Consider the following 19,714-nt stretch of genomic DNA (forward strand, 5'->3'; position numbering starts at 1 on the left):
GTCCTCCTGTCATGCCTCCGGTGCGTCGGCGGGCCGCAGTGAGGCGAATCCATCCGCCGAAGCGGCGTATGCGGCGAGAATACCGGTCACGGCTTGGGAATTGTGGATCATTCCCGCCATGGCACGCCGAACCGCGTCGGACAGGGGAATCCACACCACCGGCATGTCGGCCTCCTCATGCCGGTGGACGAAGTCGAGCTCCCCTTCGGGAATGGGGCTGACGTCCCTGGCGAGGAAGATCCGGGTGCGCTCGTCGCTCATTCCCGGCGAGACGAAGGTGTCGACCAGCGTGTGCCAGGTGTCCGCCCGGTAGCCCGCCTCCTCGGCGAGCTCGCGGGCCGCCCCGACCCGCAGGGGCTCGCCCTCGACGTCGCGCAGCCCCGCGGGCAGCTCCCACAGCAGCCGCCGTACGGGGTGGCGGTACTGGCGGATCAGCAGGACCCGGTCCCTGTCGTCGAGGGCCACGACGGCCACGGAGCCCGGGTGGAGGACGTAGTCGCGGTTGACGACCTCTCCGTCCGGCATCACGACCGCGTCGGTGACCCCGGTGATGACACGGGCACGGAAGTGCTCGGTGGAGGAGACGACCTTCCATTCCTCGGAGGCGTCCACGATCTCCAGATCGTCCCGCCCCTCCCCCACTTCCCGGTCCGTCGAGATGTCCTGTCTCCCGTCGACCTCGTGAGCCTTCCGGTCTTCCCCCGCACCCGCTCGCGAATCGCTCACTTTCCCCGCCCCGCCTTGGCGGCGGTGCCGCGGATGTCGGCGTACGTGAGGGCGGCACCGATCAGGCCCTTGAACAGCGGGTGCGCCCGGGTCGGCCGGGAACGGAACTCCGGGTGCGCCTGGGTGCCGATGAAGAAGGGATGGATGTCGGCGGGCAGCTCGGCGTACTCCACCAGGCGTCCGTCGGGCGAGAGGCCGGAGAAGACCATGCCGGCCTTCTCCAGCTGCTCGCGGTAGGAGTTGTTGACCTCGTAGCGGTGGCGGTGGCGCTCGTCCACCTTCGCCATGCCGTACAGCCGGCGGGCGAGCGTGTCCTCCCCGAGCCTGGCCGGGTAGAGGCCCAGCCTCATGGTGCCGCCCATGTCGCGCTCGCCGGAGACGACGTCCTCCTGGTCGGCCATGGTGGAGATGACCGGGTGGGTGGTCTCCGTGTCGAACTCGGTGCTTCCCGCGTCCTCGATGTCCGCCAGGTTGCGGGCGGCCTCGATGACCATGCACTGCATGCCGAGGCAGATGCCGAGCAGCGGGATCTTGTTCTCCCTGACGTGCCGGATCGCGCCGACCTTGCCCTCGATCCCGCGTACGCCGAAGCCGCCGGGGACCAGGACTCCGTCGACGCCGTCGAGCTCGCGGGCCGCGCCCTCGGGGGTCTCGCAGTCGTCGCTCTTCACCCAGCGGATGTTGACGCGGGCGTCGTTGGCGAAGCCGCCCGCGCGCAGCGCCTCGGTGACCGACAGGTAGGCGTCGGGCAGGTCGATGTACTTGCCGACGAGTGCGATCGTGACCTCGTTGGCCGGGCGGTGCACCCGGCGCAGGAGCTGCTCCCACTCCTTCCAGTCGACGTCCCTGAAGGGCAGGCCCAGGCGGCGCACCACGTAGGCGTCCAGGCCCTCGGAGTGCAGGACCTTGGGGATGTCGTAGATGCTGGCGGCGTCGATGGCGGAGACGACCGCGTCCTCGTCCACGTCGCACATCAGGCTGATCTTGCGCTTGAGCGAGTTGGTGATCGGCCGGTCGGAACGGCACACGATCGCGTCGGGCTGGATGCCGATGCTGCGCAGCGCGGCGACCGAGTGCTGGGTCGGCTTGGTCTTCAGCTCGCCGCTCGGCCCGATGTACGGCAGCAGCGAGACATGGAGGAAGAACACGTTGTCACGGCCGACCTCGTGGCGGACCTGACGGACGGCCTCCAGGAAGGGCAGCGACTCGATGTCGCCCACGGTGCCGCCGACCTCGGTGATGACCACGTCCACGTCGGGCCCGGCCATCGACCGGATGCGGTCCTTGATCTCGTTGGTGATGTGCGGGATGACCTGCACGGTGTCGCCGAGATACTCGCCGCGGCGCTCCTTGGCGATGACGTTGGAGTAGACCTGGCCGGTGGTCACGTTGGCCGAGCCGTGCAGCTCGGTATCGAGGAAGCGCTCGTAGTGGCCGACGTCGAGGTCGGTCTCCGCGCCGTCGTCGGTGACGAACACCTCACCGTGCTGGAACGGGTTCATGGTGCCGGGGTCGACGTTGAGGTAGGGGTCGAGTTTCTGCATGGTGACCCGCAGGCCGCGCAGCTTGAGAAGGCGCCCGAGGCTGGAGGCCGTCAGTCCCTTCCCGAGACTGGAGGCGACGCCGCCGGTGACGAACAGATGCTTGGTGTGTGCGGCGCTGCGCAAGAAGGCTCCCGTGGTCGTTACAGATCGTCGGCTCACCCTTGTGAATGGCCTACAGGTCCACGGGCTCTCAGAATATCAAACGGTGCAGGCGAACTGCCCGAACAACCCCCCACCCGCATTTTTCTCAAACCCAACCAAGCGGTAATTTGATCCGTTATGTCACTTCATGGTGTGGTAAGGCGGGCCATGGGCAGCCTCGTGCACCGACTCTGGGCGGCGGTTCGCGCGGCCGGCACCATCACCCCCGTCAGCCCCGCCGGATACCGCTTCAGGCGCCTCGGCGAGGGCGCCTGCCTGTCGTTCCCGCCCGGAGCCATCTTCGGCGAGGCCTGGATCGAGATCGGCGACCACACCCTGATCGGCGAGCGGGTCTCCATCTCCGCGGGGATGGGTCCCGGGGTGGACCTGGGCCCGGACTCGATCGTACGGATCGGCGGAAGCTGCTCCATCGGCAGGGGCAGCCACATCGTGGGCCACCAGTCGATCGACATCGGCGACGACGTCTTCACCGGCCCGTACGTCTACATCACCGACCAGAACCACGTCTACGACGACCCCGAGGCACCGATCGGCCGCCAGTGGCCGCGCAACAACCCGGTGTCCATCGGGTCGGGGTCGTGGCTGGGCACCGGCGCGATCATCCTGCCCGGCACCCGGATCGGCAGGCAGAGCGTGGTGGCGGGCGGGGCGGTGGTGCGTGGGGAGTTCCCCGACCACAGCGTGATCGCGGGCATCCCCGCCAAGGTGGTGCGCCACTACGTGCCCGGCCAGGGCTGGCTGCCGCCCCACCTGGACGCCGTGGAGACCGCGGAAACAGTGGACGCCGTGGAAACGGCGAGGACCGTGGAGGTCACGGAGGTCACGGAGGGCAGGGAGGGCAGGGAGGGCACAGAGGGCACGGAGGTCATGGACCTCGGGGCCTCGGGGGCGGCGGAGGGCATCGACACCGAGACCGGAGTGATACCCCGCGAGGGGACGGATCGGGATCGATCGACGGCCGGTAACCGTTGAAGGGGGAGAGAGACACTACGGAGGTGCGATGCTCGCGGCACTGACGGGCCTTGGACTCTCCACGGCGGCGGGGCTCAACGCCTACATCCCGCTGCTGGTGGTCGGCCTGCTCGCCAACTTCACCGACCAGGTACGGCTGCCGCAGGAGTTCGCCTGGCTGTCCAACGGCTGGGTGCTCGGGATCATCGGTGTGCTGCTCCTGGCGGAGTTCGTGCTCGACAAGGTCCCGGTGGTCGACAGCGTCAACGACATGATCCAGACCGTCGTCCGCCCCGCCTCGGGCGGCGTGGTCTTCAGCGCCACCGAGGCGGCAGCCCGGCTGGACGGCTCGACCTGGATGAGCCACAACCCCTGGCTCAGTTGGGTCCTGGGGATCGCGATCGCCCTGGCCGTGCACACCATGAAGGCGGTCACCAGGCCCGTGGTGAACACCACCACGGCCGGGGTGGGCGCCCCCGTGGCCAGCACGGTCGAGGACGCCGGATCACTGGGCATCGCCCTGGTGGCGATCTTCCTACCGGTCCTGGTCATCGTGATGGTGGCGGGACTGGCGCTGTTCGCCTGGTGGGCGACCCGCAGGATACGACGACGGCGGCGAACGGCCGTCCCGAGCCCACGATGAGACCGCGGCCCCGCGCCCGCGTCACGGGCCACACCGGACATCACGCCGCGATCCCCACCAGAGACGGTGCCATGGTGCCCTTCACGGTTGACGCCACGCCCTCCGCCGGGCCCGCGGCACCCCCGTCCGCGCCGACCGGCTCCGTGGGGTTCGAGCACCGCGCGAGGATCGCGGCGCGGGCTATGCTCGAAACATCCCGTCCAGTCCCCGCAGGGAGGTGGCTCCGATCGGCGATTTCCTCATCGTCCTGATGGTGATCCTGCTGTTCTTCCTTCTCCTGGGAGCGGCCGGGATCTACCTGCTGGTCAAGATCGGCAAGAAGGCCACGAAGAAGGCGAGGAGCGTCTCCACCCGGGTCGCCAGTCACGTGGCGGCGATGGGCACCGGCGACGCCGCGGAGACCGAGCGAATGCGCCTCGACCTGCGACGCGAGGTCTCCCTCACCCGCCAGGCCGTCGACCACGCGCTGCGCGACGGCTGGGGCCTGGGCGACCTGCCCCACCTCGTGGCCGAGATCGCGGTGCACGCCGAGCAACTCGACGCCCAGCTCGCCCACTACGCTCAGGAACGCCGGGTCTCGCCCTACATCGACCACACGGCGCTGGACCGCCTGCGCGAGCACCACGCCAAGCTGACCACCTCCTGCGCCAGGATCAGGGCCGACCTGCGCAACGACCAGATGGCGCACTCGGCCGGGAGCATCGACGCGATCCAGGGCCGCACCGACCTGGAGATCGAGGCGCGCCGCCGCGCCCCCGACCCCCTGGAACAGATCGACGAGCTCTACAACCGCACGATGGTCAACCGCGCCCACCCCGACGACTCCCGCTGACCATTCCGGCTGCCTGTGAGCGTGCTTCGGTAAGCGCGCTCACAGGCGACTTCCGGCGTGCGCGGGAGCGTTCGCCGTTTCCGGGGTTCCCGTTTCGCCCCTCACTGCGGCTCTCTCCGTGAGGGGACCACCACCGGGCAGATCGCCGGCGAAACCCGTCTCCCCTTGTGGTCACCGCATCTCGAACGACCCACTCGCCGCACACGGCGAGTGACAAAATAACTCCGCCAGGTAATGCTCTCGGGTGTCACCGAAGGGGTTCTGATGACAGCTGTTTTCCCCGAGTGGTTCTACCCGGGGCCGACAGGCGGGTGGACCGCCGACATGCTCGATCACCTTCCCTCCGACGCGCCCCGGCATGTCGAACTGATCGACGGGTCGCTCATCATGAGGCCTCCGCAAACCGTCTTCCATATGTTCGCCGTCAATCTGATGACCGACCAGCAACGCGGCATACGACCACCGGCTCATCTCATGATCGTTCGCGAGATGACCGTGACCCTGGGGACGAGACAGCGGCCCGAGCCCGACATCATGGTGGTGGCGAGCTCCGCCCTGACCAGCCTGAGAACGACCTCGTTCAAGCCTGAGGACGTGCACCTGGTGGTCGAGGTGGTCTCCCCCGAGTCGCTGGAGCGAGACCGCACCACCAAGCCGATCAAATACTCCGGCGCGGGGATCAGGCACCTGTGGCGCGTGGAGCAGGAGGACGACAAACCCGTCGTCTACACCTTCGAGCTGGAACCCTCCGTCAAGGCCTATGTCCCCACGGGTATTCACCGGGAGCGGTTGAAGACGGACATCGGCTTCGACGTCGACATCGATCTCGACCTCGGAAGGTTCATCGGCTCGGAAGGCTCGTGAATCAGGAGACTCCCGCCTCGCGCATGTCGCGCACCTCGCGCTTGAGCTCCTTGATCTCGTCGCGGAGCCGGGCGGCGACCTCGAACTGCAGGTCGGTGGCGGCCTGGTGCATCTGCTCGGTGAGCGACTCCATCAGCGCCTCCAGCTGAGCCCTGGGCATCTCTCCGGCGATCGCCCTGGCGTGCTGGCCGGCCTGCTTGACCGCGAAGCCCGGGACGGGGGCCTTGCCGCGCGACTGCTGACGGCCGCTGCCGCCGAGGAGCTGGGCGGTGTCGGCGTCCTCTCGGTTGAGCGAGTCGAGGATGTCGGCAATCTTCTTGCGGAGCGGCTGCGGGTCGATGCCGTTGGCCTCGTTGTAGGCGATCTGCTTGGCCCGGCGGCGGTTGGTCTCGTCGATCGCCCGCTCCATGGAGGGGGTGACCCGGTCGGCGTACATGTGCACCTGGCCGGAGACGTTTCTGGCCGCGCGGCCGATGGTCTGGATCAGGGAGGTCTCCGAGCGCAGGAAGCCCTCCTTGTCGGCGTCGAGGATGGCCACCAGCGAGACCTCGGGCAGGTCGAGGCCCTCGCGGAGCAGGTTGATGCCGACCAGCACGTCGAACTCGCCCATCCGCAGCTCGCGCAGCAGCTCGATACGGCGCAGGGTGTCGACCTCGCTGTGCAGGTAGCGGACCCGGATGCCGAGCTCCAGCAGGTAGTCGGTGAGGTCTTCCGACATCTTCTTGGTCAGCGTGGTGACCAGGACCCGCTCGTCCTTCTCCGTGCGGGTGCGGATCTCGTGGACCAGGTCGTCGATCTGCGACTTGGTCGGCTTCACGATCACCTCGGGGTCGATCAGCCCGGTCGGCCGGATGACCTGCTCGACCACGTCGCCCTTGGAACGGCCCAGCTCATAGGAGCCGGGAGTGGCCGACAGGTAGACCGTCTGTCCGATCCGCTCCAGGAACTCCTCCCACTTCAGCGGGCGGTTGTCCATCGCGGAGGGCAGGCGGAAGCCGTGGTCGACGAGCGTGCGCTTACGGGAGGCGTCTCCCTCGTACATCGCGCCGATCTGCGGGACGGTCTGGTGGGACTCGTCCAGGACCAGCATGAAGTCTTCGGGGAAGTAGTCGAGCAGGGTGTTGGGTGCGCTGCCCGGGGTGCGCCCGTCCATGTGGCGCGAGTAGTTCTCGATGCCGGAGCAGGTGCCGATCTGGCGCATCATCTCCAGGTCGTAGGTGGTGCGCATGCGCAGCCGCTGGGCCTCCAGGAGCTTGCCCTGGCGCTCCATCGTCTCCAGGGTCTCGGCGAGCTCGGCCTCGATGCCCCGGATCGCGCTCTCCATCCGCTCGGCGCCCGCGACGTAGTGGGAGGCGGGGAAGATGTAGAGCTCGGTGTCCTCGGTGATGACCTCGCCGGTGAGCGGGTGCATGGTCGCGAGCTTCTCGATCTCGTCGCCGAACATCTCGATCCGGACGGCGAGCTCCTCGTACTTGGGGATGATCTCGACGGTGTCGCCGCGCACCCGGAAGGTGCCCCGGGTGAAGGCCATGTCGTTGCGGGTGTACTGCATGTCGACCAGGCGGCGCAGCAGGGTGTCGCGGTCGATCTCCTGGCCGACCTTGAGCCTCACCATGCGGTCGACGTACTCCTGCGGGGTGCCCAGGCCGTAGATGCAGGAGACGGAGGCCACCACGACCGTGTCGCGGCGGGTCAGCAGCGAGTTGGTCGCCGAGTGGCGCAGCCGCTCGACCTCCTCGTTGATCGAGGAGTCCTTCTCGATGTAGGTGTCGCTCTGCGGGACGTACGCCTCGGGCTGGTAGTAGTCGTAGTAGGAGACGAAGTATTCGACCGCGTTGTTGGGCATCATCTCGCGCAGCTCGTTGGCGAACTGGGCGGCGAGCGTCTTGTTGGGCTGGATGACCAGGGTGGGCCGCTGGAGGCGCTCGATCAGCCAGGCGACGGTGGCGGTCTTGCCCGTGCCCGTGGCACCCAGCAGGACGTTGTCCCTGTCACCGGCCTTGACGCGCCGTTCGAGCTCGGCGATCGCGGCGGGCTGATCGCCCGAGGGGGTCATGTCGGTGACGACCTCGAAGGGTGCCACCTTGCGCTGCAAATCTGTTACCGGCCTCACCTGTCCCACTGTAGGCGGCGTGACCGACAATTCTTCCTCACAGGTCCACGTACGAGTGGGCAGGTGTCAACCGCGTGGCAAGCGATCCGCAAGTGGGGTCCCCTTTACTGTCCCGCGTGCCAACGATCACAAAGCGTGATATATCGAGCTCTCGACGTATCCCGAACCTGGAGGTGTGATGTCCCGCCCAAGAGAAGCCATGCAGTACGCGAGAGCCGCGGCGCAAGCCATAGGACAGGGGGGCGACGTACGCCAGATGGTCGGGCAGGCCGTGGGGCAGTACGCCGGCCAGTCCGCGGGGCAGTACGCCGGGCAGGTGGCAGAGCAGGTCACCGGACAGGGGCAGGCCAGGGGCACCAGGTCCGCCGGTGACGGGAGCTTCTCCCTCGACCCCTCCGACTTCATGGCCGCCCGTGATCAGGGTTCCTCCATGGGCACGATCATCGAGGCCCGCAGCGCCGCCCTCAACGAGGCCGGGGAGATCGTCAACCAGAGCTTCAGCGGCAGGGGCCCCGCCGGGGAGCCGGTCCACGTCATCTCCCCCGTGGTCATCCCCAAGAGCACCACCGCCAGGGTGGTCGTCCCGCTCGTCGTGCTGGCCGGGCTCGGTCTGGTCGGGCTCGTCGCCACCGGGCTGCCCGACGCCTTCCGCGTGCTGTTCGGCCCGCACTACTGGGCCGTGCTGGTGCTGGCCGCGGCGTTCCTGTGGTGGCGCAGGAGCGTGGTCATGGTGCCCGAGGGGTGCAAGGCCCTGATCACGAAGTTCGGCAAGCTCGTGACCATCGCCGAGCCCGGCCGGGTGACGCTGTTCAACCCGTGGAAGCGGGTCAGCTACATCGTCAACACCACCCGCGAGTATCCCTTCAACGCCCCCATCCGCGAGGCTCCCACCCAGCAGGGCGTCAAGGCGAGCGTCGACCTGTTCCTGCAGTTCCGGATCGAGAATCCCGCCGAGTTCATCTTCGTGCTCGGCTCGGTGAGCGGTTTCCAGGCCAAGCTGCAGAACGCCGTCAGCGAGGTCACCCGTTCCCTCATCTACGCCCAGCGCGCCGAGGAGATCTACGACCTGGTGGGCGAGAGCACCATGGGCATGCTGGACAACCTCAACCAGCAGTTCATGCCCGCCGTGCGGCTCACCGACGTCAACATCACGCACGCCGAGCCCTCCAGCCAAGAGTACCGGATGGACCTCGCCGCCCCCGAGATGATCAGGGTGGCGAAGGAGGCGTACACCTACGAGTACGAGCTGCAGCTGCGCAAGGAGCAGAACGAGGGCGACCTGATCAGGGAGCTCGCCGGGCTGCAGGAGCAGCTGTCGGCCATCCACGCCGAGATCGCCGGGCACCAGGCCAGGATCGACACCGCGTTGGAGCGTGCCTCCCACCAGGCCAAGGCCCAGGGCGGCCAGCGGCTGGTGGAGGCGGAGTCCATCGCGAAGGCGAACGCGGCGCTGCTGGAGGCCCAGGCGCTGGACATCCGCTCGCTGAGCGCCGCCGAGGCGCCGGAGATCCTCGACTACCGCTTCCAGCAGGACCTGCTCGACAAGCTGGAGTCCGTCGCCTCGCACCTGCCCCGCCTGGTGCAGGTCGGCGACACCGTCGACATCGACCTGCTCACCCTCGCCAGGCAGCTGGTCGGCAACCCCGAGGCCCAGCTGTTCTCCCAGGCGGACATGGCCGCGATCAGGGCACGGATGATCGAGATCGGCGACCGTGTCGAGAGGCGCGGGGCGGAGATCAGCTCCCTTCTCAACCCGCCCGCCGACACCACCGTCCCCATTCCCGTCCCCGTCGCGGGACGCGTCGCGCAGGAAGATGAGGTCTGATGAGCGGCAGAGAGTTCTCCAAGATCAAGGAATCCCTCGCCTCCTGGTCGGAGATCCGCCAGCTGCTGCGCGGCGGCGAGTCCGGCCAGCTGGTCCCCGTGGTGATCCCCAAGGACCGCCGCGGCTTCGCCTGGGTGACGCTCCTCTTCTTCTCCCTGTACCTCGCCGGTACGGCGGCGTTCGCCGGAGGGGCACTCTCCTTCCTGGCCGCGATCGGAGCGGTGTTCTCGCTGATCGCGGCGCTGGTGTGGCTGTGGCGCCGGGCGATCATCGAGATCGAGGAGGGCACCACGGGCGTGCGCAGCCGGTGGGGCGCCATCGTCGGCACGCTGCCCCCCGGGCGCCACTACCTGTGGCTGCCGTGGGACCGGGTGGACGCGGTGGTCGACACCTCCACCGAGATTCCCTACTCCGCGCCGATCGTGGCCTGCCCGACGGCGGAGAACGTCCCGCTCAAGTCGATCGAGTTCTTCCTGAAGTTCCGCATCGTCGACCCGGTGGCCTTCGTCCGTACGATCGGCGCCGGCAACTTCGACCTGGTGCTCAGCAGCGCCGTACAGGACGCCATCCGCCAGCGCAGCCGCCGGGTGAACACCGAGCGCGCCTACGACCTGCGCGGCTCCGACGTCGGCGACATGCAGGAGCTCCTCACCCGCCAGCTCGGCCGGTACGGCGTGCGCATCACCGGCGCCAACATCCCCGACGTGCAGCTGCCCGACCAGTACCAGCAGCACCTCGCCACCCGCGAGAAGGTCGCCAAGGAGCTGTCGGCGTTCGAGCGCGAGTGGGAGCTCACCCGCAAGCGCAGGATCGACACCCTCCTGATGGAGATCGAACGTTCCAAAAAGACGCGGGACGCGCGTATCGTCGAGGTCAGAGCCGCCGCCAACACCGCGCGTAAGGACGTCGCCCGCATGCTGGAGGAGCACGAGACCGAGGCGCAGCGGGTGCGCTGGGAGATCGAGGCGAAGGGCCGGGCCGAGCTCACCTCCGCCGAGAACGAGGCGAAGGGGCTGCGCAGGCTCGCCGACTCCTACCGCGACAACCGCGCGGTGCTCCAGTACGAGCTGGCCCGCCGCAGGCTCGACGTGGGCGCCAAACTCGCCGACAGCGCCCCGCGCCCCGTCGTCGTCCGCACCTCCGGCGCCTCCGGCGACCCCTCCGTCCTGTCCACCATGCTTCTGGCCCAGATCCTGCCCGAGCTGAGCAGCGGCAACGGCCAGACCAAGCCACAGAGTCAAACCCCCTGATGAGAAATTCTCCAGACCCCAGGAGTCCAGATGGTGTTCCGTAAGCTGATGGCCGCGTTCGGCGCCGGTGTCGAGGTCGACACCGTGCTGCAGAACTCGCACGTGCGGCCCGGCGAGGTCCTGCGCGGGCAGGTCAACTTCCGCGGAGGCGGCTCCGACTACAAGGTGGAGGGCATCTTCATCGACTTCACCGCCGTGGTCGAGGTCGAGAGCGGCGACAACGAGTACAAGTCGACGTACAGCTTCCTGCGCCAGCAGATCACCGGGCCGTTCCACCTCGCCGCGGGCGCCCCGCAGTCGGCCCCCTTCCAGATCCAGGTCCCCTGGGAGACCCCGATCAGCGCCGTCGGCGGCCACCCGCTGCACGGTATGAAGCTCGGCGTCTCCACCGAGCTCGCCCTCGCCGGCGCGCTCGACAAGGGGGACCTCGACCCGCTGTTCGTCAACCCGCTGCCCGCCCAGGACCACCTGCTCGGCGCGCTGGACCGGATGGGCTTCCGCTTCAAGAAGGCCGACCTGGAGCGGGGCACCCTGCACGGCTCGCGGATGCCGTTCTTCCAGGAGATCGAGTACTACGCCGGCGGCGAGTACCACCGTCACTTCAACGAGCTTGAGCTCACCTTCATCTCCGGCCCCCAGTCGATGGACGTCATCCTGGAGGCCGACAAGCGCGGCGGCTTCCTGTCCTCCAGCCACGATACCTACAGCCGCTTCACCGTCCACTACAACGACCACCCCGGCCAGGTCGAACAGTCCCTGCGCGCCGGCCTGCAGGCCATGGCCCAGCGGCGCGGCTGGTTCTAGCCTCCTTCGCGCACGTGCGGGTGTGCCCCGGTCCGCCGGAGCACACCCGTTTCGCATGTTCGTACGGAACGCGTGGGGGCGTTTCGTACGGAGCGCGGGAAGCGCCGAGCCGCGACGTCGTCCCACCTGGCGTAGGGTTCCCGCCAAAGCCCGGCCGACGGCCGGGGCCGGGACGAAGGGCGGTCGGGTGGGCGCGGGTGACGGCGACGAGACGGTGGCCGCCGCACGGGCGGGCGACGAGTCCGCGTTCACCGCGCTCGTCGAGCGTCACCGGGGTGAGCTGCGCGTGCACTGCTACCGGATGCTGGGCTCGTTCGACGAGGCGGAGGACCTGGTGCAGGAGACGTTCCTGCGCGCCTGGAAGAGCCTCGGCGGTTTCGAGGGGCGCTCGACGCTTCGGACCTGGCTGTACCGGATCGCGACGAACGCGTGCCTCGACGCCCTCGACGGCCGGGCCCACCGGGTGCTCCCCCGCCACCTGGCCGGGCCGTCGGATCCGAGCGCCGCACTCTCGCCCCCGGCCGACATCGCGTGGCTGCAGCCGTACCCCGACCGGCTCTGGGAGCCGGTCGCGCCCAGCGAGGCCGAGCCGGACTCCGTGGCCGTCACCCGGGAGACGATCGAGCTGGCGTTCCTCGCCGCGCTCCAGCACCTGCCGCCCCGGCAGCGGGCGGCGCTGATCCTGCGCGACGTGCTCGACTGGCCCGCCAAGCGGGTCGCGGCGCTGTTGGAGGGCAGTGTGGCCTCGGTGAACAGCGCGCTGCAACGGGCCAGGGCGACGCTCAAGGAGCACCTGCCGGAACGCCGCCTGGACTGGGCGCCGTCGGCCGAGCCCACCGAGCGGGAGCGGGCGGTGCTGCGACGCTACATGGACGCGATGGAACGCGCCGACCTCACCGCGATCGCCGACCTGCTCGCCGAGGACGTACGGACGGAGATGCCGCCGTGGCCCACGTGGTTCAGGGGTCGTGACGCGGTCGTGGCGGCACTGGCGGCGAGCTGGGACGAAGGCTCGCCCGAATACGTGGGCCGGTTCCGGATGCTCCCCGTCCGGGCCAACCGGCAACCGGCCGTGGCGACCTACGTACGAGGTCTCGGCGAGCCCGCCCACCGCGCCTTCGGGATCTCCGTACTGCGGATCGAGGACGACTGGATCGCGGAGATCGTCGCCTTCCACGACCTCGGCCTGTTCGCGACGTTCGCCCTGCCCACGACGCTCTCTCCAGAACACCGATGAGTTTTCGCGCGATCCACCGTCTCAGAACGGGTCAACCAAAACCGATCCTGACGGAGGCACCTCATGGGCAAGACGCTGTATTCGGTCACCATGTCGCTGGACGGCTTCATCACCGGTCCTGGCGGTGACATGTCCTGGCTGACCGAGCACCTCGGCCCCAACCCGACGGTCGACAGGCTCATCGGTGAGATCGGCGCGCTTCTCATCGGCAACCGCACCTTCGGCGGCGACGACCCCCACCGGGGTACGGACAGCGAGGGCAAGGCGTTCGGCGGAGGGTGGAGCGGACCCCAGTTCGTGCTCACCCACCACATCCCGGACACGCCGGTACCGGGGATCACCTTCGTCGACGACCTCGGCGGTGGCGTCACCGCGGCCAAGGCCGCCGCGGGTGAGAAGTACGTCAACATCCTCGGCGCCGACATCGCCCGGCAGTGCCTTGAAGCGGGGATGCTGGACGAGATCCTCGTGTTCGTCGCGCCCGTCCTGCTGGGCGACGGTGTCCGGCTGTTCGACCACCCTGGCGGGACCAACATCAGGCTGGAGCGTATCGAGCTGACCCACGTGCCGCACGCGACGAGCATCCGGTTCCGCGTCGTCGGCTGAGCCGTCCCCGGTGGCGGGACGTTCGGTAATCACCCCACCGACGTCCTGCCACCTCGGAGGCACCGTCGCCGGAGCAGGAACCGCAGGATGGGCAAGGTGAGCGAACCGAGGCGGACGGCGACGCAATCATCGCAGCGGGCGCCCTCTTCCATCCCCTGCACATCACCCGGAAATAACAGACCGCGATCAGTCGACGATCAGCCCGTACCCTGATCATCGAATCCAAGGGAAAGAACTTCGGTGTGGACGATTCCCCTCCCTTCTTCGAAGGCCCATTCGACAGCGACGAGGCTGCTGACGCCATCGCGGAACTGGAGTGCGAAGACGACGTCGCCGCGACGATGGCCGAGTCACTTGACATGTTCCTGCGCGAGAACGAGGAGTACACCGAAGAGGGAGCGGTGGATGAGGCGCTGGCGTTCACGTGTCTGATCGCCGCCCGGATCTCCGGCATCGCCCCCGACGAGGCCGCCCATCACTGGCTGGACCGCACTCCCTTCGTCGTCTCCAACGAGCTACACCGACTGGCCGTCGCCGCGTTCGCTCTGGCCACCCGTTCGCGGGACAACTGGCTCGGCGAAGTCCGGACCGGGGACTGGCAGGTGTTCCTGGAGCACCTGGAGCCCTACCGTAAGGCTCTCCACGGGGAGCCACAGGACCCGCCCGCCCCGTTCGTGCCGGACTTCTCCGGTCAGAAGAGGCGGTGGTTGCAGGCGTACTGGAGCATCGGCGACCGAAGTCTGCCGCACGACGCCACCTACACGGACGTGGCGGAACGCCTCGTCCTGGCCGTCAACGAGGCATCGGCCTGGCTCGCGTGGTGGCGTCCCGCCGGACTGCAGAAGCTCACTGTTTTCGGGGAGCTCACGCCGGGCGCGTACACGGAGCGAATCTCTCGCGGCCGTACCACGGCCGAAGCCTGGATCGGCTTCGGCCACTCTCACGAGGGTTTCGGAGAATCCGTCACCCAGCAGGTCTTCGACGATGTCCACCAGGCTCTGGCCGCCACAGGTCGCCACCTCGGCCTCGACCTCGTCCCTTCGCTCCCCACTCTGGCCGAGTGACTCCACGTCCTCGTCCACCGGCCGGGATAAGCCACAAATCAACCAATAAAATGGCGACATATGCCCTAATGTCGGTGACTATGAAGATCCGCATGATCATGGCGATGGCCGTCGCCTTCATTCTGCTTTTCCCCGGTACGGCCACCGCCTTCGCATATCCGGTCGAGGACGCCCCGCTCCTGACCGGCAACCCCCTTTACTCCGCCGGCAAGCTCCCCGCCGCGAGTTGCGCGAGGAAACCCGCCAAGGGCAAGAGCCTCGCCTCAGTGAAGAGGCACGTCAAAGCGCTCATCACCTGCATGAACGACACCTGGCGCCCTCACCTGAAGAAGGCCCACTTCTCGTTCGTGCCACCCAGGCTGGAGATAACCGGGGCTCCTCTGCACACGAAGTACGAACGCTACTGTTTCGGGGCCAAGATGGATCCCGCCAAGTCGGAGGCCGTCACCTGCTTCGGAGGCGACTTCTCCGTGCACATTCGCCCTGACTGGATCAAAGCATCCGACGATCTTCCGATCCTCGCGGAGCTGAGCTCCGTCTACGGCGAGTACGTGCAGAGCATGGTCGACATCAGGGAGGGCTACAACGCCTTGCACGCCGACGGCGACGACGAGATCCAGGAGCAGCTCCGCCGCTACAGCCTCCAGGCGAAGTGCCTGGGCGGAGTGACCGCGAGGAGTGTGTGGTCCGCCCTCGGCTACCCCGCCAAGGACGCCCGTCGCCTGCTGGACCTCGCCAAGGCCGAGGCCGACCCCAAGGGCAAGGCCCGTTACTTCGGCAAGAGCGCCAATCTCGTCCACTGGACCAAGCGGGGCTATTCCACCGCCAACCCCGGATCCTGCAAGACCTGGACCGCTCCCTCCGCCAAGGTCTCGTAGCCGACTTCCTGGACTCTCTGGGGTTCCGAGGTTTCCGCCATCACGGCGGCGTCCCCAGAACGACGGCTGACAGACGGCGGCGTGGGTCGATGGGCGGGCGGTCATTCGAGGTGACCGCCCGCGAGGTCTTACGGTTTTACGGCCAGGCCACCGTAGGCCCACGCGTGGCCGCCGCCGGGAATCGGTTCTTGGTATTCGTCCTCGTCCGGTCGCCAGGTGACCACTTCGACGAGCCCTGGAGCCGCCATCGTCCAGCCTTGGAAGAATTCCGTCACCTGCGCGTGGCTTCGCGGAACCATGGGCGCCGCACCTTTGTCGAAGGGCTTGGTGAACTGCTCTTCCGGTCCCTTCGGTGCGAAGTCGAGCGTGACGTGCGACAACAGCAGTTGGCTGCCCGAGGGGACGGCGGCCTTGTATCGCTCGACCAGCTCGTGGGGCTTTTCTTCCTCGGTGATGAAGTGCAGGACACCGGCCAAGATGAGCGCCACCGGCCGGGTGAAGTCGATGACTTCGGTGACCTCGGGATGCGACAGGATCCCATCCGGATCCCGCAGATCCGCCTCGATCACCGTGGTCATACCTTCTTCGCTGCTCGCCAGCAGAGCGCGCCCATGCACCAGGACGATGGGATCGTTGTCCACATACGCCACGCGAGCTGCTGGATTGACCTGCTGGGCGATCTCATGGGTGTTCCCCTGCGTGGGGATGCCGGTGCCGATGTCCAGAAACTGGGTGATTTTGGCGTCGGCGGCCAGATGGCGTACGCCTCGGCCGAGAAACGCCCGATGGGCGCGTACCCCTTCCCGCGTGCCGGGCGAGAGTTTGACGAGCTGCTCCCCCACCTCGCGGTCGGCGGCGAAGTGGTCTTTGCCGCCCAGGAGATAGTCATATACGCGTGCCGGATGAGGGATCGTCGGGTCGATTCGTGCGCCGGGCGCATTGGCATCGGCCGCCTGCGCACTTAATCGGTTGATGGAATCGGCCATTGATGCTCCTCGAAGATGTGCCTGTATCGACGCGGCCGTCGATACAGAACGCGACATCGCACACTGTAGCCCGTTACCAGCCAGTTCGCCGCTTATGCGGATCAGCTGATGGCCTGCGTCGATGCTCATGACTAATGGGTGGGGCGACCCGATGAACCTATCTCTGGCGCATACAGCTCATATCCACATCAAGCTCTCAAAAAATGCCATCCTCCGCAATTCGATTGAACCATTTCATTGTTCGCGAGGTACGGCGCGTGACCATTGAAACGGTTTCGTCTCCGGTGAAGGCGTGCTCTCGCCGCCGGGCCGGGGTTCACCCCGTCAGACCGTCGCAGGTGATCGACGGGGTGGCCGCCGTGCCGTGAGCGATGAAGCCGAAGGTGGTCGAGGCTCCCGCCGCGAGGGAACCGTTGTAGTCGACGTTGCGGACGGTCACGTTGGAGCCGGATACGGTGTGCTCGCCGCTCCACAGGCTGCTGATGCTCTGCCCGCCCGGCCAGGTCCACCGCACGGTCCACCCGTTGATCGGCGCGCTGCCCGCGCTCACCGTCACCGTCGACTGGAAGCCACCCGGCCAGACGTTGTTCGTCCGCATCGTCGCCGAGCACTCGCCGGTCCGGGGGGTCGGTGTGGATTTCGGGGTCGGGGTGGGGTTCGGGCTCGCGGCGTTGAGCGCGTCCAGGACGGCGTTGTAGGCCGGCTTCTTGTCGCTGCCGCTGAACAGCAGCGGGGTGTCACTCGAACGCCAGGAGTCCTGGTCGCGCACACCCCACACGGTGATACCGGTGCAGCGCGCCACGGCCAGACAGCCGTTGACCACGTTGGCATAGGTCTGAGCGGGGGCACCCTGGATGTCCAACTCGGTGATCTGCACGTCCACACCCAGGGCGGCGAAGCTGGAGATGGTGGTGCGGAAATTGCTGTTGTACGGGCTGCCGCTGTTGAAGTGGGCCTGCAGGCCGACGCAGTCGATCGGCACACCGCGCGCCTTGAAGTCGCGGACCATGTTGTAGACGGCCTGGGTCTTGGCCCAGCTCCAGTTGTCGATGTTGTAGTCGTTGTAGCAGAGCTTGGCGGCCGGGTCGGCGGCGCGCGCGGTGCGGAAGGCGACCTCGATCCAGTCGTTGCCGGTGCGCTGGAAGTTGGAGTCGCGCCGGCCGCCGGAGTTGCCGTCGGCGAAGGCCTCGTTCACCACATCCCAGGCGTAGATCTTGCCCTTGTAGTGGTTCATCACACCGTTGATGTGGTCGATCATCGCCTGACGAAGGCTGCTACCAGAGAGCGACTGCATCCAGACCGGCTGGCCGGGGTGCCAGAGCAGGGTGTGCCCGCGCACCCGCTTGCCGTTCTGCACCGCCCAGTCGTGGATGCGATCGCCACCGGTGAAGGTGAACTGGCCCCGCCTCGGCTCGGTGGCGTCGATCTTCATCTCGTTCTCGGCCGTGATCATGTCGAACTCACGGTTCGCGATCGTGGTGTACGCCAAGTCGCCGAGCTTGCCGGCACTGATCGCGGTGCCGAAGTAGCGACCGCTCTGCTGGGCCGCAGCGGCCAGCGTGGACGCGGCGGCATCGGCCGGGAGCGGCATCGTCTGCGCGGAGACGATGCCGAGGATTCCGACAGCTGTGGCCAGCAGCGCACGTCGCAGGCCACGGGAACGTCCGCGGGTTCGGGAAGGGGGTAACGCGTGCGAACTCATGCCTGAGCCTCCATGGCTGGACCGACGATGCGGAAGGTCGCGGGAGCGTTCGCGTGTACGGTGTCTCGGCCCCGGTCGCCGTGTCCATCGGCGACCGGGGCCGAATTCTCACTCTCGCTCCCTTGGGGATCAGCGGTCGGCGGTGCGGGTAAGCGGGTCAGAAGTTCTTGGTGCGGACCGTCCAGGGGGCCCTCGCCGCCAATCCCGAAGGGCTGAGGATGTAGGCGCGTGCCGTGGCGTTGTCGTTGAGGGTCATGTCCAGGAACTGGACCACCGCGGTCATGCCCTCGTTCATCTGCGCGCCGGTGATGAACCCGACGTGACCGGCCTGCGGATGCTCGGCCAGCACGGAAGGGACCCGTGCGAGGTCGTAGTTGGCCCGGCTGTTGTCGTAGGCGATGTCGGAGGGTCCGCCGTGCATGAACATCGCCGGGGTGTGCAGCTTGGACAGTTCCGAACGCGGATACCCGAACGAGCCGTCCGCGAAGAGTCCACTGTCCAGCGAGACGACACTCTTGACCCGCTGGTCCTGGGCGGCGATCAGCGCCTCCAGTCCTCCGCAGGAGTGGCCGGCCGTGGCGACCTTGGACAGGTCGAGGCGCTGGTAGAGCGGTGAGCCGGTACGGGCGTTCTCCCGTTCGGCCCAGCCGATGCCGTCGGTCAGCAGCGACGGGATCGGAGACCCGCTCGCCACCCCGTTCGGCGAGTTGTCGACCGACGCGGTGTTCACCACGACGATTCCGCGGGCCGCGATGAACGTCAGCGCTCGGACAACCTCGCTCCCGTTGGTGTGGGCGCACGCCCCGTTACCGAAGAGCAGCACGGGCATGGCATGCCCGAGGGCCGCCGGATTCGTCGGTCTGTACACGGTGTAGCGGTTGGTGCCGTACGCCCCCTCCCGCGTGACCGGGAAGTTGTTCTCGATGAGCGGCCGGTTGGAAGGATCGGGAGTCGGCGTGGGGGTCGGCGTCGGTGTGGGGGTCGGTGTGGGGGTCGGCGTCGGAGAGGGAGAAGGAGCGGGCGTCGGGGTGGGCGAGACGATGACCCCGGTACAGGGCACGCCGTTCAAGGCGAAACTGGACGGCACCGGGTTGGAGCCGTTCCAGCTTCCGTTGAACCCGAAGCTCGTGCTGCCTCCACTGGGGATGCTGCCGTTGTAGGGGGCGTTCGTCACCGTGACCTGCGCCCCGGACTGGGCAACGGTGCCGTTCCACAGCTGGGTGATGGTCTGCCCTGCGGGGAACGACCAGGTCAGCCTCCAGCCATTGATCGGGGCTCCGAGGTTGTCGACGTTCACACTCGCGCCGAAGCCGCCCTGCCACTGGTTGGTGATCGTGTAACCGACCCGGCATCCGGCCGCCGACGCCGACGCGATGTGCGCACCGGCCACACCGGCGCCGACCATCAGCAACGCTGCGGCAACGGCTGCCGACGGCCTTAACCGCAGACGGAGGGAAGCGAGGTGTGGCATCGATCATTCCATTCTCGAGGTATGGCGTTCCGCAGGACGAAAGCGCCTTCGCGGAA

General features: G+C 67.8%; 17 protein-coding genes. 11 read left to right on the plus strand and 6 right to left on the minus strand.

The features are described from left to right. Window positions 1-9 precede the first annotated feature (9 nt). Together ACFY3D_RS00700 and ACFY3D_RS00705 are read right to left on the minus strand one after the other, a co-directional pair. Complete coding sequence (locus ACFY3D_RS00700) at window positions 10-642, minus strand: NUDIX domain-containing protein (protein WP_389974315.1); 633 nt, start codon at window positions 640-642, stop codon at window positions 10-12. Between the two features lie 80 nt (window positions 643-722). Next, a complete protein-coding gene (locus tag ACFY3D_RS00705; RefSeq protein ID WP_389973143.1) occupies window positions 723-2,393 on the minus strand; it encodes a CTP synthase in 1,671 nt (556 codons plus the stop codon). A 186-nt stretch (window positions 2,394-2,579) separates the two neighbouring features. On the opposite strand from ACFY3D_RS00705, the gene ACFY3D_RS00710 reads away from it, so the two are divergent. From ACFY3D_RS00710 to ACFY3D_RS00725, 4 genes are all read left to right on the plus strand, one after another. Next, window positions 2,580-3,404 carry an acyltransferase gene (locus ACFY3D_RS00710; protein ID WP_389973146.1) on the plus strand — a complete coding sequence of 275 codons (825 nt, stop codon included), beginning with the start codon at window positions 2,580-2,582 and terminating at the stop codon, window positions 3,402-3,404. A gap of 28 nt (window positions 3,405-3,432) precedes the next feature. Next, window positions 3,433-4,026: a DUF4126 domain-containing protein gene (locus ACFY3D_RS00715; protein ID WP_350948229.1), complete on the plus strand. Its 594-nt coding sequence runs from the start codon at window positions 3,433-3,435 to the stop codon at window positions 4,024-4,026. Window positions 4,027-4,243: 217 nt separating this feature from the next. Next, window positions 4,244-4,858 (plus strand): hypothetical protein, encoded by a 615-nt coding sequence (locus ACFY3D_RS00720; protein ID WP_389973149.1) that lies wholly within the window; start codon window positions 4,244-4,246, stop codon window positions 4,856-4,858. A 264-nt stretch (window positions 4,859-5,122) separates the two neighbouring features. Beyond that, window positions 5,123-5,722, plus strand: a complete 600-nt coding sequence (locus ACFY3D_RS00725) for a Uma2 family endonuclease (protein ID WP_389973152.1) — start codon at window positions 5,123-5,125, stop codon at window positions 5,720-5,722. 1 nt (window position 5,723) lies between these two features. Here ACFY3D_RS00725 and uvrB read toward each other — a convergent pair whose 3' ends face one another. Then, window positions 5,724-7,835, minus strand: coding sequence for an excinuclease ABC subunit UvrB (gene uvrB, locus ACFY3D_RS00730; RefSeq protein ID WP_362895200.1), 2,112 nt, complete (start codon window positions 7,833-7,835; stop codon window positions 5,724-5,726). 199 nt (window positions 7,836-8,034) lie between these two features. Here uvrB and ACFY3D_RS00735 point away from each other — a divergent pair, with 199 nt between their 5' ends. The 7 genes from ACFY3D_RS00735 to ACFY3D_RS00765 all read left to right on the plus strand — a co-directional run bounded on the left by ACFY3D_RS00735 (window position 8,035) and on the right by ACFY3D_RS00765 (window position 15,499). Then, entirely contained in the window at window positions 8,035-9,660 is a 1,626-nt protein-coding gene (locus ACFY3D_RS00735; RefSeq protein ID WP_389973155.1) for an SPFH domain-containing protein, read from the plus strand. Next, window positions 9,660-10,910 (plus strand): SPFH domain-containing protein, encoded by a 1,251-nt coding sequence (locus ACFY3D_RS00740; protein WP_350948224.1) that lies wholly within the window; start codon window positions 9,660-9,662, stop codon window positions 10,908-10,910. Before ACFY3D_RS00735 ends, ACFY3D_RS00740 begins: the two co-directional genes overlap by 1 nt. A gap of 30 nt (window positions 10,911-10,940) precedes the next feature. Then, on the plus strand, window positions 10,941-11,714 hold the full coding sequence (locus ACFY3D_RS00745) for a sporulation protein (protein ID WP_362506650.1): 774 nt from the start codon (window positions 10,941-10,943) through the stop codon (window positions 11,712-11,714). Between the two features lie 55 nt (window positions 11,715-11,769). Continuing rightward, complete coding sequence (locus tag ACFY3D_RS00750; RefSeq protein ID WP_389973159.1) at window positions 11,770-12,951, plus strand: sigma-70 family RNA polymerase sigma factor; 1,182 nt, start codon at window positions 11,770-11,772, stop codon at window positions 12,949-12,951. 63 nt (window positions 12,952-13,014) lie between these two features. Then, window positions 13,015-13,557, plus strand: a complete 543-nt coding sequence (locus ACFY3D_RS00755) for a dihydrofolate reductase family protein (protein WP_389973161.1) — start codon at window positions 13,015-13,017, stop codon at window positions 13,555-13,557. A gap of 242 nt (window positions 13,558-13,799) precedes the next feature. Next, window positions 13,800-14,621, plus strand: coding sequence for a DUF4259 domain-containing protein (locus ACFY3D_RS00760; protein WP_389973164.1), 822 nt, complete (start codon window positions 13,800-13,802; stop codon window positions 14,619-14,621). Between the two features lie 80 nt (window positions 14,622-14,701). Further along, window positions 14,702-15,499 (plus strand): hypothetical protein, encoded by a 798-nt coding sequence (locus ACFY3D_RS00765; protein WP_389973167.1) that lies wholly within the window; start codon window positions 14,702-14,704, stop codon window positions 15,497-15,499. Between the two features lie 128 nt (window positions 15,500-15,627). Here ACFY3D_RS00765 and ACFY3D_RS00770 read toward each other — a convergent pair whose 3' ends face one another. The 3 genes from ACFY3D_RS00770 to ACFY3D_RS00780 all read right to left on the minus strand — a co-directional run bounded on the left by ACFY3D_RS00770 (window position 15,628) and on the right by ACFY3D_RS00780 (window position 19,658). After that, complete coding sequence (locus ACFY3D_RS00770; RefSeq protein WP_389973170.1) at window positions 15,628-16,614, minus strand: SAM-dependent methyltransferase; 987 nt, start codon at window positions 16,612-16,614, stop codon at window positions 15,628-15,630. A gap of 187 nt (window positions 16,615-16,801) precedes the next feature. Beyond that, window positions 16,802-18,187, minus strand: coding sequence for an endo-1,4-beta-xylanase (locus tag ACFY3D_RS00775; RefSeq protein WP_389973173.1), 1,386 nt, complete (start codon window positions 18,185-18,187; stop codon window positions 16,802-16,804). A 157-nt stretch (window positions 18,188-18,344) separates the two neighbouring features. Then, window positions 18,345-19,658: a cellulose binding domain-containing protein gene (locus ACFY3D_RS00780; protein WP_389973176.1), complete on the minus strand. Its 1,314-nt coding sequence runs from the start codon at window positions 19,656-19,658 to the stop codon at window positions 18,345-18,347. Between the last annotated feature and the right edge of the window lie 56 nt (window positions 19,659-19,714).

Source organism: Streptosporangium sp. NPDC000509 (assembly GCF_042898365.1).
GTDB lineage: Bacteria > Actinomycetota > Actinomycetes > Streptosporangiales > Streptosporangiaceae > Streptosporangium.

Excerpts from the sequence above, each read along its gene's own strand:
- ACFY3D_RS00710 (WP_389973146.1), top strand. The coding sequence starts at position 2,580 with ATGGGCAGCCTCGTGCACCGACTCTGGGCGGCGGTTCGCGCGGCCGGC.
- ACFY3D_RS00715 (WP_350948229.1), top strand. The coding sequence starts at position 3,433 with ATGCTCGCGGCACTGACGGGCCTTGGACTCTCCACGGCGGCGGGGCTC.
- ACFY3D_RS00725 (WP_389973152.1), top strand. The coding sequence starts at position 5,123 with ATGACAGCTGTTTTCCCCGAGTGGTTCTACCCGGGGCCGACAGGCGGG.
- ACFY3D_RS00735 (WP_389973155.1), top strand. The coding sequence starts at position 8,035 with ATGCAGTACGCGAGAGCCGCGGCGCAAGCCATAGGACAGGGGGGCGAC.
- ACFY3D_RS00740 (WP_350948224.1), top strand. The coding sequence starts at position 9,660 with ATGAGCGGCAGAGAGTTCTCCAAGATCAAGGAATCCCTCGCCTCCTGG.
- ACFY3D_RS00745 (WP_362506650.1), top strand. The coding sequence starts at position 10,941 with ATGGTGTTCCGTAAGCTGATGGCCGCGTTCGGCGCCGGTGTCGAGGTC.
- ACFY3D_RS00750 (WP_389973159.1), top strand. The coding sequence starts at position 11,770 with ATGTTCGTACGGAACGCGTGGGGGCGTTTCGTACGGAGCGCGGGAAGC.
- ACFY3D_RS00755 (WP_389973161.1), top strand. The coding sequence starts at position 13,015 with ATGGGCAAGACGCTGTATTCGGTCACCATGTCGCTGGACGGCTTCATC.
- ACFY3D_RS00765 (WP_389973167.1), top strand. The coding sequence starts at position 14,702 with ATGAAGATCCGCATGATCATGGCGATGGCCGTCGCCTTCATTCTGCTT.
- ACFY3D_RS00770 (WP_389973170.1), bottom strand. The coding sequence starts at position 16,614 with ATGAGCATCGACGCAGGCCATCAGCTGATCCGCATAAGCGGCGAACTG.
- ACFY3D_RS00775 (WP_389973173.1), bottom strand. The coding sequence starts at position 18,187 with ATGAGTTCGCACGCGTTACCCCCTTCCCGAACCCGCGGACGTTCCCGT.
- ACFY3D_RS00780 (WP_389973176.1), bottom strand. The coding sequence starts at position 19,658 with ATGCCACACCTCGCTTCCCTCCGTCTGCGGTTAAGGCCGTCGGCAGCC.